The sequence below is a fragment of the Bradyrhizobium sp. NP1 genome, from assembly GCF_030378205.1.
Lineage (GTDB): Bacteria > Pseudomonadota > Alphaproteobacteria > Rhizobiales > Xanthobacteraceae > Bradyrhizobium.
On record NZ_CP127385.1, the window covers coordinates 5,572,883 to 5,589,670 of the forward strand.

Consider the following 16,788-nt stretch of genomic DNA (forward strand, 5'->3'; position numbering starts at 1 on the left):
GACATCATGGATTGCTTCGTCGCTATCGCTCCTCGCAGTGATAGCCGCGCTGTTTGAAAACTGAATCGGGAGCGACACACTTCTCTTCACCCTCCCCTGGAGGGGGAGGGTCGGCGAAGCATCGAGCGAAGCGAGATGCGAGCCGGGGTGGGGTGAACCTGGCGCGCGAAAGATCACCCCACCCCGATCGCTCATTGCATTCGCGATCGACCCTCCCCCTCCAGGGGAGGGTATTAGCCGCGGCGAGCGCCGCTACTTCCCCGGCCAGACCGGCTTGCGCTTCTCGGCAAAGGCCTTCAGCCCCTCCTTGGCGTCCTCGGTCATGGCCATGATCGCGATCTGGCTTTCGGTGTAGGCGATGCTCTCATCGAACGACATCGCGGCGATCGCGCGCATGGCGTATTTGCCGCGCCGGATCGCGGTCGGCGACTTGTCGACGATGCGGCCGATCAGCCAGTCGATTTTGGCGTCGAGCTCGGCTGCCGGCACGACGTAATTGAGCAGCCCGGCGGCGAGCGCCGCCTTGGCGTCGAACGGCTCGCCGGTCAGCGCCCACTCGTTGATGAGCCGCGGCGGCGCGATCCGCTGCAACAGGCTCAGGACCTGCATCGGGAACACGCCGACCTTCACCTCGGGCAGGCCGAAGATCACGTTCTCGGCCGCGACCGCCATGTCGGTCATGCAGAGAAGCCCCATGCCGCCGGCCATGCAGACGCCGCCGACCCGCGCGATCGCGGGTTTTGTGGCGCTCTGCGACAGCCGCAACAGATCGGCGTAGTCGGCGTTCGGCTTCGACAGGTCCATCGCGAAGGCGGCGCCGGAATTCTGCAGGTCGGCGCCGGCGCAGAACGCCTTGTCGCCCGCGCCGGTCAGCACGATGACGCGGACCTCCTTGTCGTCATGGGCCTCGCGATAGCCGCGCGCGATGCCCGCGATGACCTCGCCGTTGAGCGCGTTGCGCTTGTCCGGCCGGTTGATGGTGATCCAGAACGCCTGCCCGCGCTTTTCGCGTATCACGCTGTCGGTCATGGCCGTGCTCGCCTCTCAGCAATGCTTCCTGGAAAGCATTTGCGACGGGATCGCCAGGAAGCGCAAGCAGGATTTAGACGGGGAGCGGCGCGGCCTTCTTCACCCAGACCTTGTTGTCGTGGAACGCGGCGCCGCCGATCGGCGCCACGGCTTCGGCGCCGGTCAGCATGTTGATACCCCGGCCGCCGATATGGTCCTTGTTCGGGTGGATCGATTCCGCGATCAGCACGCCGCGCCGCACGCCATCGAACAGGGTCGCGATCAGCGTGGTCTCGCCGCGCGTGTTGCCCAGCGTGACGGCGTCGCCCTCGGCAATGCCAAGCGCGGCGGCATCGAGCGGGTGAATCATCACGGACGCCCTGCCCTCACGCGCCTGCGACGACGGCGTCTCGTTGAAGGTGGTGTTGAGAAAGCTGCGCGAGGGACTGGTGGCGAGGCGGAACGGATGCGTCGCGTCGGCCTGCTCGATGACAGCCCAGTGGTCGGGCAGCGCGGGCATCTTGTCGACATCGCCCATCATGAGGCCGAACGGCGGATGCGCCCAGTCCGCCTTGAAATGGAACTTCCTGTCGGCATGCGCAAAGCCGTCGAGATAATGCGAGGTCCGGAAATCCGGCTGCAGGTCGCGCCACAGATCGGCTTCGAGCTTTTCGATGTCGCCATGGCCGGAAAGCTTGAGCGTGGCGTCGATCAATTCGCGCGGCGTCATGTCGAAGCCGCGATGGTCAGCGCCGACGCGGCGCGCAATTTCCTGCAGCACCTCGTGATTGGAGCGGCATTCGCCGGGCGCGTCGATCAGCTTGGCACCCACCGAGATGTGCTGATGGCCGCCGCCGTAATAGAGGTCGTCGTGCTCCATGAACATGGTTGCCGGCAGCACGATGTCGGCCATTTGCGCGGTCTCGGTCATGAACTGCTCATGTACGACCATGAACAGGTCCTCTCGCGCGAATCCCTGCCGCACCAGCCCCTGCTCGGGCGCTACCGTCATCGGATTGGTGTTCTGGATCAGCATCGCCTTGACCGGGCCGCCGCCGCGCAGGGCTTCGGCATCGCCGGTGAGGATGCGGCCGATCTTGGATTGATCCATCACGCGGGTCGTGCGGTCGATCGCGTCGTGACCCTCGATGATGGACTCGTTGAAATGCCAGAGCGCGTAATTGTTGAAGAAGGCGCCGCCGCCTTCATACTGCCAGGCGCCGGTCACGGCGGGGATGCAGAGCGCGGCGTGCATCTGCGCAGCGCCGTTGCGGCTGCGGGTGAAACCGTAGCCGAGCCGGAAGAAGGTGCGCCTGGTCTCGCCGACCGCGCGGGCAAAGGCCTCGATCTCGGCGACCGGCACGCCGCAGATGTTCGATGCCCATTCCGGCGTCCGCGACTTCAGGTGCGCCTCGAGCTCGCCGGGACAGTCGGTGTACTTGTCCATGTAGGCGCGGTCGGCATAGCCGTCGCGGAACAGCACATGCATCACGCCGCAGGCGAATGCGCCGTCGGTGCCCGGCCGCAGGATGATCTTGATGTCAGCCTGCTTCATGGTCTCGTTGTTGTAGACGTCGACCGCCGCGATCCTGGCGCCGCGCTCCTTGCGCGCCCGCGAGGCATGCGTCATCACATTGACCTGGGTGTTGACGGGGTTGGTGCCCCAGATCACCACGAGGTCGGAGACGCCCATCTCGCGCGGGTCGGCGCCGGCGATCTTGCCGGTGCCGATGGCAAAGCCGATGCGGGCGACGTTGGCGCAGATGGTCGAATAGAAGCGCGAGTACTTCTTGACATGGGCAAGGCGGTTGATGCCGTCGCGCATCACGATGCCCATCGTGCCGGCGTAATAATAGGGCCACACCGACTCCGCGCCGAACTCGCGCTCGGCCTGGTTGAAGCGCTCGCCGATCTCGTCCAGCGCCTCGTCCCACGAGATCCGCGCAAACTGCCCGGAGCCCTTCGGCCCGATGCGGCGCAGCGGATGGATCACACGATCCGGATGGTGGATGCGCTCGGCATAGCGCGCGACCTTGGCGCAGACGACGCCCGCCGTGTAGGTCTGCTGCTTGGAGCCGCGCACGCGGCCGATGCTTTGGCCGCCGATCACCTCGACATCGAGTGCGCAGGCCGACGGACAGTCGTGCGGACAGGTGGAGTGGCGGATCTCGACCTTGGCGTGCTGGTTCATGGCGAGATTGGTAGCATCAAAAACCGGATGCGCCGAGCGCCTTTATCCGTCCATTCATGCGAAATTGACGCAATACTATGCGCCGAAATAAGCCCCGCCATTGCTGTGGATCGCCTGCCCCGTGATGTAGCGCGCGGCGGGCCCCGCCAGGAATCGCACGACGGCGGCGATGTCCTCGGGCCGGCCGCGCTCGCCGGTGAGCGTCCGATGGGTGGCGTGATGCGCCGGTTCCGGCTGGCCCTTCGGGCGTGGCGTGCCGATCAGGCCGGGAACAACGCAATTGACCGTGATGCCGTCAGAGGCGAGGTCATTGGCGAGCGCGCGGGTGAAGCCGACGAGGCCCGCCTTGGCAGTGACGACATGGGCGCGGTCTTTGGCGCCGGTATGGGCGCTGAGGCCCCCGATATTGATGATCGTGCCGGCGCCGGATTCGCGCAACGCAGCAAGGCAGGCCTTGGCACAGTGGAAGGCGCCATCAAGGGTTACGTCGAGGATTTCCCTCCACTCGACATGATCCATCTCGGCAAAGGGCTTCTCGCGCCGCAGCGCCGCGTTGTTGACGAGGATGTCAATCCGGCCGAAAGCCTGCAACGCCGCGTCCGCCATCAGCTGCACGGCCTTGGAATCGGCGACGTCGCCGATATGGACCACCGCCCTGCCGCCCGCAGCGGTGATCTCGCGGGCGGCGCTGTCAGCCTCGCTGCGGTTGCTGCGCGCATTGATGAGCACCGCCGCGCCGCCTTCGGCCAGCGCAAGCGCGATGGCACGGCCGATATTGCGCCCCGCGCCAGTGACGATGGCGGCCTTTCCCTCGAGTTCCCTGGTCATGCGCTCCCTTCCACGTCACGCCCGGTGCACCGATCAGACGTGAAAGATCTTGGAATAGCGCGTCTTGATCGCCTCGCCTTCCCGCTCCACCGCGGCCGGATCGTCCTTCATGGTCTTGATCTCCTTCAGCGGCTTGCGACCGGCCCTCTCCTGGGTTTGCGCATGCACCGAGCGCAGCCCGCCGACATCGATGATGAGCTGCTGGGCCTCGCGGCCGAGACAGAACGCCTGGAACAGTTTTGCCGCGTTGGGGTTGGGCGCGGCCTTGAAGATGCCGTTGGGGCCGACGATCAGCGGCGAGCCCTCGGTCGCGTAGACCGGCTCGACCGACCGGCCGGCCTCCTTCATCTGGAAGATGTTGTACTCGTTGCCGTCGGCCATCACGGCGCGCTCGCCAAGATCGAGCTTCTTCGGCGGATCGGTCGAGGACTGCACCTGCATCACATTCTGCTTCGCAAGCTGCTCGAAAAAGCTCCAGCCGAGATCGCGCTGCATCTGATAGGTCGCGGTCATGATGGTGCCGCTGTAGCCGGGGTGCCCCTTGACGATCTTGCCCTTCCATCTGGGATCGAGCAGGTCGGCGAAGCTCTTTGGCGCCTCCTCCGCCTTCACCAGGCTGGTGTTGTAGGCGATGATCGACAGGAACACGCGGAAGCTCGCGAACTGGCCGTCCGCGTCGCGATGCTCGGCCGGATAGAATTGGGCGACCTCCTCGGGGACATAAGGCGCGAGGATGCCGTCGCGCTTCCAGACCACGAAATGCGCGGCATCCGACGAGTTCACGACGTCGACGGCATGGATGTTGGAGGCATATTCCTGGCCGATGCGCTGGAACACGCGCTCGGCCCCGGTGCGCTCGACCCGGACCGCTATGTCCGGATATTTCGCCTCGAAGGCCTTGGCCATCTTCTCGGCGACCGGCAGATCGGTCGAGGTGTAGTAGATGACCTTGCCTTCCTTCTTCGCCGCCGCGATCAGATCAGGCGTCACCGCCTCCGCCGGCGGCGCCGCGGCCATCACGCGGGTCGAGAGCGCGGAGCCTGCGAGCAGCACGCCAGCGCCTTTAAGGACGTGGCGACGCGAGAGGTTGCGGTGTTTCATCGGCTGGTCCATTGCGATCAGAGATACACCAAAGGCTATCCCGTATTCCGGCCCCGCGCATCTAGTCTTACGTCGACAGGCCCTGCCGCACGCCGCTAGATTGCCGCGCAACACGAACGACATTTGAGGGAGCGGCCATGGCAGGCTGGAAGGGTGCGGTAGCGCTGGCGGGGATCGTCGCCGCAATGTTCGCGGGCTCGCCTTTGCATGCTGACGACTATCCGGCGCGGCCGGTGCGCATCGTCGTTCCCTTCGGCGCCGGGGGGCCCGCCGACGTCACGGCGCGGCTGATCGGCAACATCCTGCAGGAAAAGTTCGGCCAGCCCTTCGTCATCGAGAACCGTACCGGCGCCGGCGGCGTGATCGGAACGCTGGAGGCCGCCAAGTCGCCGCCGGACGGCTATACGCTCCTGATGATGTCGAACACCCAGACGGCGAACGAATCGCTGGTGCCGCAGCGCAAGTATGAATTGATGCGCGACCTCGCGCCGATCGCCCCGGTGAACTATTCCGACCTCGTCATCGTCGTGAACCCGCAGGTGCCGGCGAAGACCCTGGCCGAATTCATCGCGCTCGCCAAGGCGCAGCCCGGAAAGCTCAACTACGCCTCCTCCGGCCAGGGCACGCCCTACCACATGGCGGGCGAGCTGTTCAAAACCATGGCCGGCATCGACGTCGTGCACGTGCCCTATCGCAACAGTGGCGAGGCGCGCTCCGGCGTGATCGGCGGCCAGGTCCAGATGATGATCGATGCCGTCACCACGATGGCGCCGAACATCGGCGAGAAGCAGGTGCGCGCGCTCGCCACGACGGGCAAGGAACGCTCGAGCGTGCTGCCGGATGTACCCACCGCGACCGAGGCCGGCGTCGCGGGCTATGAGGCCACCATCTGGCTCGGCCTGATGGCGCCCGCGGGCACACCGAAGCCCATCATCGACAAGCTCAACGCCGCCGTGAGCGAGGCGGTGAAGCGACCCGACATCGTCAAGCTGTGGACCGACCAGGGTGCCGTTGCGATGTCGATGTCGCCCGAGGAGTTCGACAAGTTCCTGCGTGCAGATATCGTGAAATGGGCCAATGTCGTGAAGAAGTTCGAGAAGCCGTAAAGGTTCGGGGATCGCAATGCCCGGCATTCGCTTCCGCCTCAATGGCAAGGAGACCGAGATCGAGGCCGATCCGGATTCCCTGCTGCTCGACATCTTGCGCGGGCGGCTCGGCCTGGTTGGGCCGCGTTTCGGCTGCGGCTCCGGCGAGTGCGGCGCCTGCCATGTGCTGGTTGGCGATCGGGCGGTGACCTCCTGCGACCTGCCGCTATGGGCGGTGGCGGGCAAGGCCGTCACCACGCTCGAGGGACTCGGCAATTCCGAGCGGCCGCATCCGTTGCAGCGCGCCTTCATTGCGGAGCAGGCGATGCAATGCGGCTATTGCATCGCGGGCATATTGATGAGCGCCGCGGCGCTTTTGAAGCAAACCCCCGCGCCCACCGACGCCGAGGTGCGCGCCGCGCTCGACCGCAACCTCTGCCGCTGCGGCGCACATAATCGGATCGTTCGCGCGGTGCTGCGCGCCGCCGCGGAGATGGCAACGCCATGAGCGACGCCGCGCCAAAATTGCCGGTGAGCCTCGCCGCCAATCCAAGGCTGTCGTCGTGGCTGAGATTCTCTACCGAGGGCGAGGTGACGCTGTCGCCCGGCAAGGTCGAGATCGGCCAGGGCATCGTCACGGCGCTGGCGCAGATCGCGGCCGACGAGCTCGACGTCGATCTCGCGCGCATACGGCTGGTCCGCGCCTCGACCGCGGGCAGTCCGAATGAGGGCGTCACCTCCGGCAGCCTGTCGATCCAGCAGTCGGGTCGTGCGATCCGGCAGGCCTGCGCCGAGGTGCGCCGCCTCTTCGTCAACGCGGCCGCCGAACGGCTCGGCGTCCCGCCCGACGCCCTCGACGTCAAGGACGGCACGATCTCCGGTCCCGGCAATGTACAGACCAGCTATTGGGAGCTCGCTGACGCCGTTTCGCTCGATCGCGACGCGTCCATGCAAGCGCGACCGAAGGCGGCAGCGCGGCGCAACGTGGCGGGACAGTCGATCCCGCGCCTCGACATTCCCGACAAGGTGTTTGCGAAGCCGCGCTTCATCCATGATGTCACCTTGCCCGGCCTGCTGCACGGCCGGGTGCTGCGGCCGGAGCACTCGCGCGCAAAACTCGCCGAGCTGCACGACGCCCGCGCGCGTGCGACGGAGGGGTTCGTCGCGATCGTGCGCGACGGCAGCTTTGCCGGCGTCATCTCTGAGACGGAAGCTGCCGCCGACGCAGCGCTGAAGGCGCTTCATGCCGGCGCCAGCTGGACCGATGGCGAAGCGCTTCCGGATGAGAATGATCTGGCGGCGTTCCTCAAAGCCCAGCCGGTGCAGTCGAGCGTGATCGATGCGAGGACGCCCACAAGGCCGGGCGAGAAACGGCGAACCATCCGCCGGCAATATACCCGGCCCTACCTCGCGCACGGCTCGGTCGCCCCGTCCTGCGCGATTGCGCAATGGGACGGCGATCACGTCCATGTCTGGACCCACAGCCAGGGCGTCTATTTCCTCCGCGCCGACCTCGCGCTGGTCCTCAAGATTGCTCTCGAGTGCATCACGGTCGAGCACGTGGAAGGCGCCGGCTGCTACGGCCACAACGGCGCCGACGATGTCGCGCTCGACGCCGTGCTGCTGGCAAGAGCTGCGAACGGACGCCCGGTGCGCGTGCAATGGTCGCGCGCCGACGAGATGACGCACGCGCCATTCGGCGCGGCCATGGCGATCGAGATCGAGGCCGATCTCGATGCGCGAGGCGAGATCGTCGACTGGCGGCATGCGATCTGGAGCAACGGCCATACCGCCCGTCCCGGACGCGCGAGCCAGCCCGCGCTGCTTGCCGCCTTCGAGCTGGAAAATCCGTTCCCGCGGATGATCTCGTCCAATCCGCCGCAGGCCAATGGCGGCGGCGCCGATCGCAACGCGATCCCGCTCTATGACTTTCCATCGTGGACGATCGAATGTCACCGCCTCACCACCATGCCAGTGCGCACTTCGGCGCTGCGCACGCTGGGCGCGCAAGGAAACGTGTTCGCGATCGAATCCTTCATCGATGAGATCGCGGCTGAACGCGGCGAGGACCCGATCGCGTTCCGCCTGCGACACCTGTCGGATGCGCGCGCCCGCGACGTGATCCGCGCCGCCGCGACGCGCGCGCAATGGAAGCCTTCGAGGCGGCCGAATGTCGGCCACGGCATCGGCTTCGCCCGTTACAAAAACACCGGCGCCTATTGCGCCGCGATTGCCGAGGTCGAAGGCGACGAAGAGATCCGCGTCCGGCGGCTGTGGATTGCCACCGACGTCGGTGAAGCCGTCAATCCCGATGGCGTCGCCAACCAGATCGAAGGCGGCGCGATCCAGGCGGTGAGCTGGGTCTTGAAGGAGCGCGTGCGGTTCGATCGCGCCCACATCACCAGCCGGTCCTGGACGGACTATCCCATCCTGCGCTTCAGCGAGGTCCCGGACGTTGTGGTCGAGGTGATCCAGCGTCCGGAGATCGAGCCGGTCGGCGCCGGCGAAGCGGCGCATGGTCCGGTCACCGCGGCAATAGCGAACGCCGTGTTCGATTGCCTTGGCCTGCGCGTCCGCAGCCTGCCGATCACCCGCGACAATCTGATCGCGGCCATGGAGCTTGCCTCATGACATCCCTGAACATCCTGAGCGGCGGTGCGGCGCAGGGCCTCGTCACCGGCCTTGCGCCGCAGTTCAAGACGAAAAACGGCTTCACCATCGCCGGCGAATTCGGCGCGGTCGGCGCAATGGCCGACAAGCTGCGAAAGGGCACGCCGACCGATCTCGTCATTTTGACGGAGCCGCTGGTGACGCGGCTTGCCGAAGAAGGGCTGGTCGCTGCCGCGTCCATTGCGGATGTCGGCGTGGTCGAGACCGCGATTGCGGTGCGCGCGCGCGACCCGAAGGTGCGGATCACGAGCGCCCCCGAGCTTCGCGAAGCGCTGCTCGCTTCAGATGCGATCTACGTACCCGACACCGAGGCGTCGACCGCTGGAATTCACGTCGCAAAGGTGCTGGCGCGGCTCGGCATTGCCGATGCGGTGGCCTCGCGCCTGAAAATCCATCCGAACGGTGCGACCGCGATGCGCGCGCTGGCCTCCTCCGACGCGAAGCACCCCATTGGCTGCACGCAGGCAACCGAGATCATCGCAACGGAAGGCGTTACGCTCTCGGGTTCGCTGCCCCCGGGATGCGAGCTCAGGACGATCTACACCGCCGGCATCACGGCGAACGCAGCGCATCCGCGCGAGGCGCAGGCCCTGATTTCGCTCCTGACCAGCGCTGAAGCACGCGAGGCTCGCGCCCGCGCCGGCTTCATCGATGCGGAAGGCCGACGGCCTTAAGAGCGGCTCAGTTGCGTCAGGCCGGTGGGCGGGCGCCAAGCCTTGTTTGCCATCAGCGCCGAATTCATATACTAATATATTACTTGAGAGAGCAAGCATGCCCGCACGCCCGAGCAAAAAGATCGAGGCCGCGCCCCGCGACGCAGCGCGCATCCGCCGCAACGGCCGCCCGCGTGGGGCGACCGCAGCGTCCCGGATCTATGCCGAGCTGCGCGGCGAACTGGTAACGCTGCGGCGACGCCCGGGCGAAGCCATTTCGGAGGCCGAGATCGCGCTCGCCTATGGCGTCAGCCGCACGCCGGTGCGCGAGGCGATCCTGAAGCTCGCCGATGAAGGCCTGGTCGAGATCTTTCCGCAATCGGGCATCTTCGTCTCGCGCATCCCGCTCGCCGCGCTTCCCGAAGCCATCATCATCCGCAAGGCGCTGGAGGAAACCACGTCCCGTCTCGCGGCCGAGCGCGCCACCGCAAGCCAGATCCTGAACCTGCACTCGATCCTGGAACGTCAGCGCGAAGCCGATGCCGCGCGCGACCGTGACGCCTTTCACCAGGCGGACGAGACATTTCACGCCACCATCGCCGAGGTCGGCGGCTATCCGGGGATCTGGACCCTGATCCAACAGGTGAAGGTCCATGTCGATCGCTATCGCCAGCTCACGCTGCCCCTGATCGGCCGGATGTCGCAGGTCATCGTCGAGCACAAGGCGGTCCTGGACGCCATCGAGGCGCACGACCCCGCCGCTGCAGTCCATGCGATGGCGAGCCACCTGGAGCGGCTGCTCCAGGACATTTCCGCGACCCAGCACACCAATCCGGAGTTTTTCGACAAGCCAGGCTGACAGGTGAAGACGCGGCAGCGAGCCGCGAGATCGTCGAGAAGTCGCGCAAGTCCTGATTGCTCGCCGCGGAATGTCTTGAAACAATGCAACTACAAAATGAATGGCCGGGAGGATGTCCATGAAACGCCGTGATTTCATCAAGCTTGGCGCGTTCGGCGCCGCAGCGGCGACCCTGCCGCAGCCGGCTTTCGCGCAGGCCAAGGCCATCTTCAAGGCTTCCGACGTGCAGCCCGCCGGCTATCCGACCGTGGTCGCGACCGAAAACCTCGGCAAGAAGCTCGAGGCCGCGACCGGCGGGCGGCTCTCGGTGCAGATGTATCCCTCGATGCAGCTTGGCGGCGAAAAGGAAACCATCGAGCAGACCCAGATCGGCGCCATCCAGATCCTGCGCGTCAGCGCAGGCTCGCTCGGACCGATCGTCGACGACATCAACGTCGTCAACATGCCCTTCCTGTTCAAGAGCATGGCGCAGGCCGAAAAGATGATGGACGGCCCGATCGGTGAGGAGCTCCTCGACAAGATCACCGCCAACGCCAATGCCAATCTCGTTGCGCTGTGCTGGATGGATGCCGGCGCACGCAGCCTCTACAACACCAAGAAGCCGGTGAAGTCGATCGACGACATCAAGGGACTGAAATTCCGCGTGATCGGCAATCCGATCTTCATCGACATGATGAACGCGCTCGGCGGCAACGGCGTGGCGATGGGCTACGACCAGGTGTTCAGCGCGCTGCAGACCGGCGTGATCGACGGCGCCGAGAACAACCCGCCGAGCTATGTGTTCAGCAACCACTACACGGCGGCGAAATATTTCTCGCTGACCGAGCACCTCGTCATTCCCGAAGTCCTGGTGTTCTCGAAACGCGCGTGGGCTTCGCTGTCGCCCGACGACCAGAACCTGATCAGGAAGTTCGCCCGCGAGGCGCAGATGGAGGAGCGCGAGCTCTGGAAGAAGTACGAGCAGCAGGCGATGGAGAAAGCCAAGGCAGCCGGCTGCGAGATCACCGAGATCGCCGACAAGGCACCGTTCCAGAACGCGGTGAAGCCGGTGTGGGACAAATACGGACCGAAATACAAGGACATGATCACGCGCATCCAGGCGATCTGAGCGGACGTCTCCAAGGCAAGTAGGAATCCGAGCAATGGCCGCCCTGTTCCGCCGGATGATGGATGCGCTCTATCTCGCCTGCGTGGTGGTTGGAGTCGCAGCCTTTGTCCTGATCTCCGCGATCATCCCCTGGGCGGTCTTCACCCGCTATGTGCTCAACAGCGCCGCTTCCTGGCCCGAGCCGCTCGCCGTGCTGCTCACGATCGTGCTGACCTTCATCGGAGCGGCGGCCGCCTACCGGCTCAACCTGCACATGAACATCTCCTATTTCGCCGACAAGCTGCCCAAGCCGTGGCGGGCGCTGCTCGATCTCGTGGTCCAGCTCCTGATGGCGCTGATCGCGACCTTCATGATCGTCTGGGGCGAGCGGCTGGTCGAGGTGACATGGCACAATACCATCGCCGATTTTCCGTTCCTGTCGGTCGGCGTCACCTATTTGCCGATCCCGATCGGCGGCGTCTGCCTGCTGCTGTTCGTCATCGAGCGCGTGCTGCTTGGCCTTCCACCGGATCCGATCGCGCACCGGCAGGAAGCCGCGCCATTCGAATGAGGAATTAAGAGGCGGATATGGATATCCTCGTCCTGCTCGGCACCATGCTGGTCTGCTTCCTGATCGGCATGCCGATCGCCTATTCGCTGGCGATGGCCGCGATCGCCGGCGCGCTTTCGATCGGCATTCCGCTCGAAGCCTTGATGCTGAAAATTTCCGACGGCGTCAGCAAGGTCGCGATGCTCACGATCCCGTTCTTCGTGCTCGCGGGCGCGATCATGGCGGAGGGCGGCATGGCGCGGCGGCTGGTGGCTTTCGCCGACGTGCTGGTCGGCTTCACCCGCCTGCGCGGCGGGCTTTCCATCGTCAATGTGCTGGCGACGACGTTCTTGAGCGGCATTTCCGGCTCCGCGGTGGCCGATACCTCCGCGATCGGCTCGGTGATGATCCCGCAGATGGAGCGGACCGGCTATCCGCGGGTGTTCGCGACCAACCTGACCATCACCTCCTCGGTGCAGGCGCTGCTGGTGCCGCCGAGCCACAATGCGGTGCTCTATTCGCTCGCGACCGGCGGCACGATCTCGATCAGCGCGCTGTTCATGGCTGGCGTGTTTCCCGGCCTGCTGCTCGGGCTCTCGCTGATCATTCTCTGCCTCGTCGTCGCCTACCGCGAGAGCCACCCGCGCGGCCAGAGCGTGCCGATGAAGGATGCGGTCCGGATCACCATCGATGCCGCCTGGGGGCTGATCACGCTCGTCATCATCCTCGGCGGCATTCTGGGCGGCATTTTCACCGCAATCGAAGCCGGCGCCGTGGCGTGCGTGTGGGCATTCTTCGTCACGATGTTCATCTACCGCGACTATCGCTGGCGCGACCTGCCGGTGCTGCTGCATCGCACGCTGCGCACGGTCGCGATGGTGATGACGCTGATCGCATGCGCCTCCAGCGTCGGCTACATCATGGCGCTGACGCAGATGCCGGCGAAGATGACGGCCTTCTTCCTGTCGATCTCCAGCAACAAATACGTCATCCTGTTCCTGATCAACATCCTGCTGCTGGTGCTCGGCACGCTGGTCGACATGGCGCCCTCGATCCTGATCGCGACGCCGATCCTGCTTCCTGTCATGCAAAATTTCGGCGTCAACCCGGTTCATTTCGGCATGATCATGCTGCTCAACCTCGGCATCGGGCTGTGCCATCCGCCGGTCGGCGCGATCCTGTTCGTGGGCTGCGCCGTCGGCAAGGTCACCATCGAGCAGGTGATGCGGAAAATCTGGCCGTTCTATGCGGTGATGTTCCTGGTGCTGATGGCGGTCACCTACCTGCCCGAGATCTCGCTCTGGCTGCCGCAGCACATCCTGCGCTGAGGTGCGATTGCGGCTGCTTGAACAAGGCGGCAAAACGCGCCAGCATGGGTCCGGGAAACGTCCCTCGCCGATCGCCCGTCCAGAAGGCGCTCAACAAGGTGAAAATAACCACGTGAAAATCGTCGACCTGAGCCGCGAGCTCTATCACCGCACGCCGAGCTATCCCGGCCATCCGCCGATTATCCACGGGATGTGGAAGAGCCACGAGGAGGCGCTCGCCGAATCCAGGGTCTGGGGCCTGGCATCGATGTTCCTCTCGATGGCCGACCATGGCGGCACGCATATCGATGCGCCCCGGCATTTCGGCCCGCGCGGCATTCCGATCAACGAATATCCGCTGGAAAAATGCATCGTGCCGGGCATCTGCCTCGACCTGCGGCATATCCCGCCGCGCGCGGAAATTGCGCCCGCGGATATCGAGGCCGCCGTGGCGAAAGCCGGCGTCGCGGTGCCGAAGGGCGGCACCGTGCTGCTATGCACCGGCCATCACGCGCGCACCTTTCCGCGCAAGGAATATGCGACCGACAATTCCGGCGTGAACGTCGCGGCGACCGAATGGCTCGCGGGACAAGGCATCGTGCATTTCGGCATCGACTCGATGCGGCCCGGCCCCGAAGGCGACGTCAACCTGCTGGTCCACAAGGCCTGCCTCGACCTCGACATCACCCATATCGAGAGCCTGTGCAATCTCGAGGCCCTGCTCGGCCAGGGCTCCTTCACCTTCATCGGCCTGCCCCTGAAATGGCGGGAGGGCACGGCTTCGCCGATCCGCGCCGTCGCCGTATTCGGCCTGTAAGGAGAACCACTTGGTTCGGCAAAACAACGAACAGCCCATGCGATCGCGTCGCGCCTTCCTGCGCAGGGCCGGCCTCGTCTTGGGTGCAACCGCCGTCTGCGGCCTCGGCATGAGAGGCGCAAAAGCGGCAGGCTATCCGGAGCGGCCGATCAGGATCATCGTGCCGTTTGCGCCTGCCGGCCCGACCGACATCATGGCGCGGGTGCTCGCCACCCATCTCGGTGAAGCGCTGCCCGGCACCGTCGTTGTCGAGAACCGCCCCGGCGCAGGCGGCAATATCGGCATTGGCATAGCCGCGCATGCGGACGCCGACGGCCACACGCTCCTGATCACCTCCTCGGCCTATGTCGTCAATCCCGGCCTCTATTCGAAAATTCCGTACGACCCCTACAAGGACTTTGCGCCGGTCGCCGAGCTCGGCACCTCGCCCAACGTGATCCTGGTCGATCCCGGCTTGCGAATAAATTCGATCGCTGATCTGATCGCCCGCGCGAAAGCCAACCCGAACGAGCTGAACTATGCGAGCCCCGGCATCGGCACCACGCCGCATCTGTCCGGCGAGCTGTTCAAGCTGGTCTGCGGGGTCAACCTCACTCATGTGCCGTTTTCCGGCGCAGGGCCTGCGATCCAGGCGATCCTGAGCCACACCACCCAGGTGGCGTTCGCCGCACTGCCGCCGGCGCATCCGCATATCGAGGCCGGCGCGCTCAAGGCGCTCGCGGTCACGGGTCCGCACCGCTGGTTCGACCTGCCCGACGTTCCGACCATGGTCGAGCTCGGTTATAAGGATTTCCTCTCCGACACATTCCAGGGCTTTCTGGCGCCAGCCAGGACACCCCCTGCCATCATCGAGGTGCTCGCGGACAAGTCGATCCAGATCCTCAAGACGCCGAAGATTTCGGAACAGCTCCGCAATGACGGCTTCGAGGTGCTCGCCAACGGCCCTGCCGGGATGAAGAAGCGTATTGAGGATGAAGTGCCGAAATGGCGCGACATCATCGCAAAAGCCGGGATCCAGCCGGTCTGAACCGCGCCGGGCGCTAACCCTCTCGCACGCCCAGCTGTCGTGCGGCTGTCGTGCGCGCCGCCTCCCGGAGGAACAGGCATTAACACCGGTCCGGCCGGAATCTTCCCGTGCGCTCCCTCCATAGACGCGCGGCAAAAGCCCGCTTAAACTCCCCGACAACCGACGCCGGAGCAACCGGCGCGCCGGGCGGCACTGCCGCCGAAAGATCAAGGGGAGGAAACCATGGATCACATCCGGCGGATCCGGCGCGCTGCGCTCGTTGCGGCAACCATCGTTGTTCCTGTCGCGCTGACCGCACCCGCCTCGGCGGAAGATACTTTCAAGCTGGGCGTCGTAACGTTCCTGTCCGGGCCGGCGGCCGAGAGCTTTGGCGTGCCGGCGCGCAACGGCGGCCAGTTCGTGGTCGAGGAATTGAACAAGGGCGCGGCGCCCACCCCCTACGACAAGGTCGGGTTCGGCGGCATGAAGATCGAACCTGTCGTCATCGACGAGAACGGCGGCGCGACCAAGCAGGTGCAGGAACTGCGCAACCTCTACGAACGCGACAAGGTTGACGTCGTGCTCGGCTATATCGGTTCCGGCGACTGCCTCGCGGTGGCGCCGATCGCCGAAGAGCTGAAGAAGATGCTGATCCTGATGGATTGCGGCACGCCGCGCATCTTCGAGGAAGCGAAGTACAACTACGTGTTCCGGACCGCCGCGCATGCCACGATGGATAATGTCGGCCTCATCCGTTACATGAAGGCGAAGGGCGTCAAGATGACGACGCTTTCCGCCATCAACCAGGATTACGCCTGGGGCCAGGACAGCCGGGCCGACTTCCTCGCCGCCGCCGGACAGCTTTACCCCGACGCCAAGCTGCAAGCCGACCTGTTCCCGAAATTTGGCGCCGGCCAGTACGGCACCGAGATCTCGGCCTTGGTCAGCGCGGGATCCGACGTCGTCTATTCGAGCCTGTGGGGCGGCGACCTGCAGGCCTTCATCCTGCAGGCGACCCCGCGCGGCCTGCCCAAGCGCAGCCAGCTCGTGCTGAGCGCCGCCGACCATGTGCTGCCGCCGCTCAGCGACAAGATGCCCGACGGCACCATCATCGGTGCGCGTGGGGCCTATGGCCTGATGTCGCAGAAATCGCCGATCAACGACTGGTTCTTCAAGGGCTACCAGAACGCCAACGGCATCTACCCCGTCCAGGCCGCCTATCGCATCGCGCAGTCGATCCTCGGACTGAAGACGGCGGTGGAAAAGGCGATGGCCAAGAACGGCGGCAAGAAGCCGTCGACCGACGAGCTGATCGCGGCAATGACCGGGCTCGAATGGCAATCGCCGGGCGGCCTGATCCAGATGAAGCTCGCCGACGGCCACCAGGCGATCCAACCGATCGCCTTCAGCCGCACCAAGTACAATCCGGACCTGAAGCGGGTCGACCTCGTCGACATCCAGTATTTCCCGGCCGAATGCGTCAACCCGCCGGCTGGTGTGAAGTCGATCGACTGGATCAAGGGCGGCATGCAAGGAGCCAAATGCAACTGACGCGCGATTGACGTGCAACTGAGCGGCGCCTGGTTCTCATGGACGGCAGAAGCGGCGTGAGCGAGGTGCTTGCGC

At 65.4% G+C, this 16,788-nt stretch carries 15 protein-coding genes; 11 read left to right on the forward strand and 4 right to left on the reverse strand.

What is annotated here, in order from left to right:
* Positions 1–252: 252 nt before the first annotated feature.
* The 4 genes from QOU61_RS27020 to QOU61_RS27035 form a co-directional block, all read right to left on the reverse strand.
* Positions 253–1,029: an enoyl-CoA hydratase/isomerase family protein gene (locus tag QOU61_RS27020; protein WP_289654262.1), complete on the reverse strand. Its 777-nt coding sequence runs from the start codon at positions 1,027–1,029 to the stop codon at positions 253–255.
* 73 nt (positions 1,030–1,102) lie between these two features.
* The gene (locus tag QOU61_RS27025; protein WP_289654263.1) at positions 1,103–3,199 is read right to left on the reverse strand and encodes a molybdopterin oxidoreductase family protein; all 2,097 of its coding nucleotides are present in this window, start codon (positions 3,197–3,199) and stop codon (positions 1,103–1,105) included.
* Between the two features lie 75 nt (positions 3,200–3,274).
* Positions 3,275–4,027: a 3-oxoacyl-ACP reductase FabG gene (gene fabG / locus QOU61_RS27030; protein WP_289654264.1), complete on the reverse strand. Its 753-nt coding sequence runs from the start codon at positions 4,025–4,027 to the stop codon at positions 3,275–3,277.
* Between the two features lie 33 nt (positions 4,028–4,060).
* Positions 4,061–5,128, reverse strand: coding sequence for an extracellular solute-binding protein (locus tag QOU61_RS27035; protein WP_289654265.1), 1,068 nt, complete (start codon positions 5,126–5,128; stop codon positions 4,061–4,063).
* A 185-nt stretch (positions 5,129–5,313) separates the two neighbouring features.
* Here QOU61_RS27035 and QOU61_RS27040 point away from each other — a divergent pair, with 185 nt between their 5' ends.
* The 11 genes from QOU61_RS27040 to QOU61_RS27090 all read left to right on the forward strand — a co-directional run bounded on the left by QOU61_RS27040 (position 5,314) and on the right by QOU61_RS27090 (position 16,713).
* On the forward strand, positions 5,314–6,234 hold the full coding sequence (locus tag QOU61_RS27040; protein ID WP_502876980.1) for a tripartite tricarboxylate transporter substrate binding protein: 921 nt from the start codon (positions 5,314–5,316) through the stop codon (positions 6,232–6,234).
* 16 nt (positions 6,235–6,250) lie between these two features.
* Positions 6,251–6,721, forward strand: a complete 471-nt coding sequence (locus QOU61_RS27045; protein WP_289654267.1) for a (2Fe-2S)-binding protein — start codon at positions 6,251–6,253, stop codon at positions 6,719–6,721.
* A complete protein-coding gene (locus QOU61_RS27050; protein ID WP_289654268.1) occupies positions 6,718–8,844 on the forward strand; it encodes a xanthine dehydrogenase family protein molybdopterin-binding subunit in 2,127 nt (708 codons plus the stop codon). Before QOU61_RS27045 ends, QOU61_RS27050 begins: the two co-directional genes overlap by 4 nt.
* Positions 8,841–9,557, forward strand: a complete 717-nt coding sequence (locus tag QOU61_RS27055; RefSeq protein WP_289654269.1) for a molybdate ABC transporter substrate-binding protein — start codon at positions 8,841–8,843, stop codon at positions 9,555–9,557. Before QOU61_RS27050 ends, QOU61_RS27055 begins: the two co-directional genes overlap by 4 nt.
* Positions 9,558–9,708: 151 nt before the next feature.
* Positions 9,709–10,395 (forward strand): GntR family transcriptional regulator, encoded by a 687-nt coding sequence (locus tag QOU61_RS27060; protein WP_354142545.1) that lies wholly within the window; start codon positions 9,709–9,711, stop codon positions 10,393–10,395.
* A 118-nt stretch (positions 10,396–10,513) separates the two neighbouring features.
* Entirely contained in the window at positions 10,514–11,503 is a 990-nt protein-coding gene (locus QOU61_RS27065) for a TRAP transporter substrate-binding protein (protein ID WP_289654271.1), read from the forward strand.
* A 34-nt stretch (positions 11,504–11,537) separates the two neighbouring features.
* Positions 11,538–12,053 (forward strand): TRAP transporter small permease, encoded by a 516-nt coding sequence (locus tag QOU61_RS27070; protein WP_289654272.1) that lies wholly within the window; start codon positions 11,538–11,540, stop codon positions 12,051–12,053.
* A 17-nt stretch (positions 12,054–12,070) separates the two neighbouring features.
* Entirely contained in the window at positions 12,071–13,360 is a 1,290-nt protein-coding gene (locus QOU61_RS27075; protein ID WP_289654273.1) for a TRAP transporter large permease, read from the forward strand.
* Between the two features lie 112 nt (positions 13,361–13,472).
* A complete protein-coding gene (locus QOU61_RS27080) occupies positions 13,473–14,156 on the forward strand; it encodes a cyclase family protein (RefSeq protein WP_289654274.1) in 684 nt (227 codons plus the stop codon).
* A gap of 37 nt (positions 14,157–14,193) precedes the next feature.
* Positions 14,194–15,183 carry a Bug family tripartite tricarboxylate transporter substrate binding protein gene (locus tag QOU61_RS27085; protein ID WP_289654275.1) on the forward strand — a complete coding sequence of 330 codons (990 nt, stop codon included), beginning with the start codon at positions 14,194–14,196 and terminating at the stop codon, positions 15,181–15,183.
* A 222-nt stretch (positions 15,184–15,405) separates the two neighbouring features.
* The gene (locus QOU61_RS27090) at positions 15,406–16,713 is read left to right on the forward strand and encodes an ABC transporter substrate-binding protein (protein ID WP_289654276.1); all 1,308 of its coding nucleotides are present in this window, start codon (positions 15,406–15,408) and stop codon (positions 16,711–16,713) included.
* Positions 16,714–16,788: the final 75 nt, after the last annotated feature.

Excerpts from the sequence above, each read along its gene's own strand:
- QOU61_RS27020 (WP_289654262.1), bottom strand. The coding sequence starts at position 1,029 with ATGACCGACAGCGTGATACGCGAAAAGCGCGGGCAGGCGTTCTGGATC.
- QOU61_RS27025 (WP_289654263.1), bottom strand. The coding sequence starts at position 3,199 with ATGAACCAGCACGCCAAGGTCGAGATCCGCCACTCCACCTGTCCGCAC.
- fabG (WP_289654264.1), bottom strand. The coding sequence starts at position 4,027 with ATGACCAGGGAACTCGAGGGAAAGGCCGCCATCGTCACTGGCGCGGGG.
- QOU61_RS27035 (WP_289654265.1), bottom strand. The coding sequence starts at position 5,128 with ATGAAACACCGCAACCTCTCGCGTCGCCACGTCCTTAAAGGCGCTGGC.
- QOU61_RS27040 (WP_502876980.1), top strand. The coding sequence starts at position 5,314 with ATGTTCGCGGGCTCGCCTTTGCATGCTGACGACTATCCGGCGCGGCCG.
- QOU61_RS27045 (WP_289654267.1), top strand. The coding sequence starts at position 6,251 with ATGCCCGGCATTCGCTTCCGCCTCAATGGCAAGGAGACCGAGATCGAG.
- QOU61_RS27050 (WP_289654268.1), top strand. The coding sequence starts at position 6,718 with ATGAGCGACGCCGCGCCAAAATTGCCGGTGAGCCTCGCCGCCAATCCA.
- QOU61_RS27055 (WP_289654269.1), top strand. The coding sequence starts at position 8,841 with ATGACATCCCTGAACATCCTGAGCGGCGGTGCGGCGCAGGGCCTCGTC.
- QOU61_RS27065 (WP_289654271.1), top strand. The coding sequence starts at position 10,514 with ATGAAACGCCGTGATTTCATCAAGCTTGGCGCGTTCGGCGCCGCAGCG.
- QOU61_RS27070 (WP_289654272.1), top strand. The coding sequence starts at position 11,538 with ATGGCCGCCCTGTTCCGCCGGATGATGGATGCGCTCTATCTCGCCTGC.
- QOU61_RS27075 (WP_289654273.1), top strand. The coding sequence starts at position 12,071 with ATGGATATCCTCGTCCTGCTCGGCACCATGCTGGTCTGCTTCCTGATC.
- QOU61_RS27085 (WP_289654275.1), top strand. The coding sequence starts at position 14,194 with ATGCGATCGCGTCGCGCCTTCCTGCGCAGGGCCGGCCTCGTCTTGGGT.
- QOU61_RS27090 (WP_289654276.1), top strand. The coding sequence starts at position 15,406 with ATGGATCACATCCGGCGGATCCGGCGCGCTGCGCTCGTTGCGGCAACC.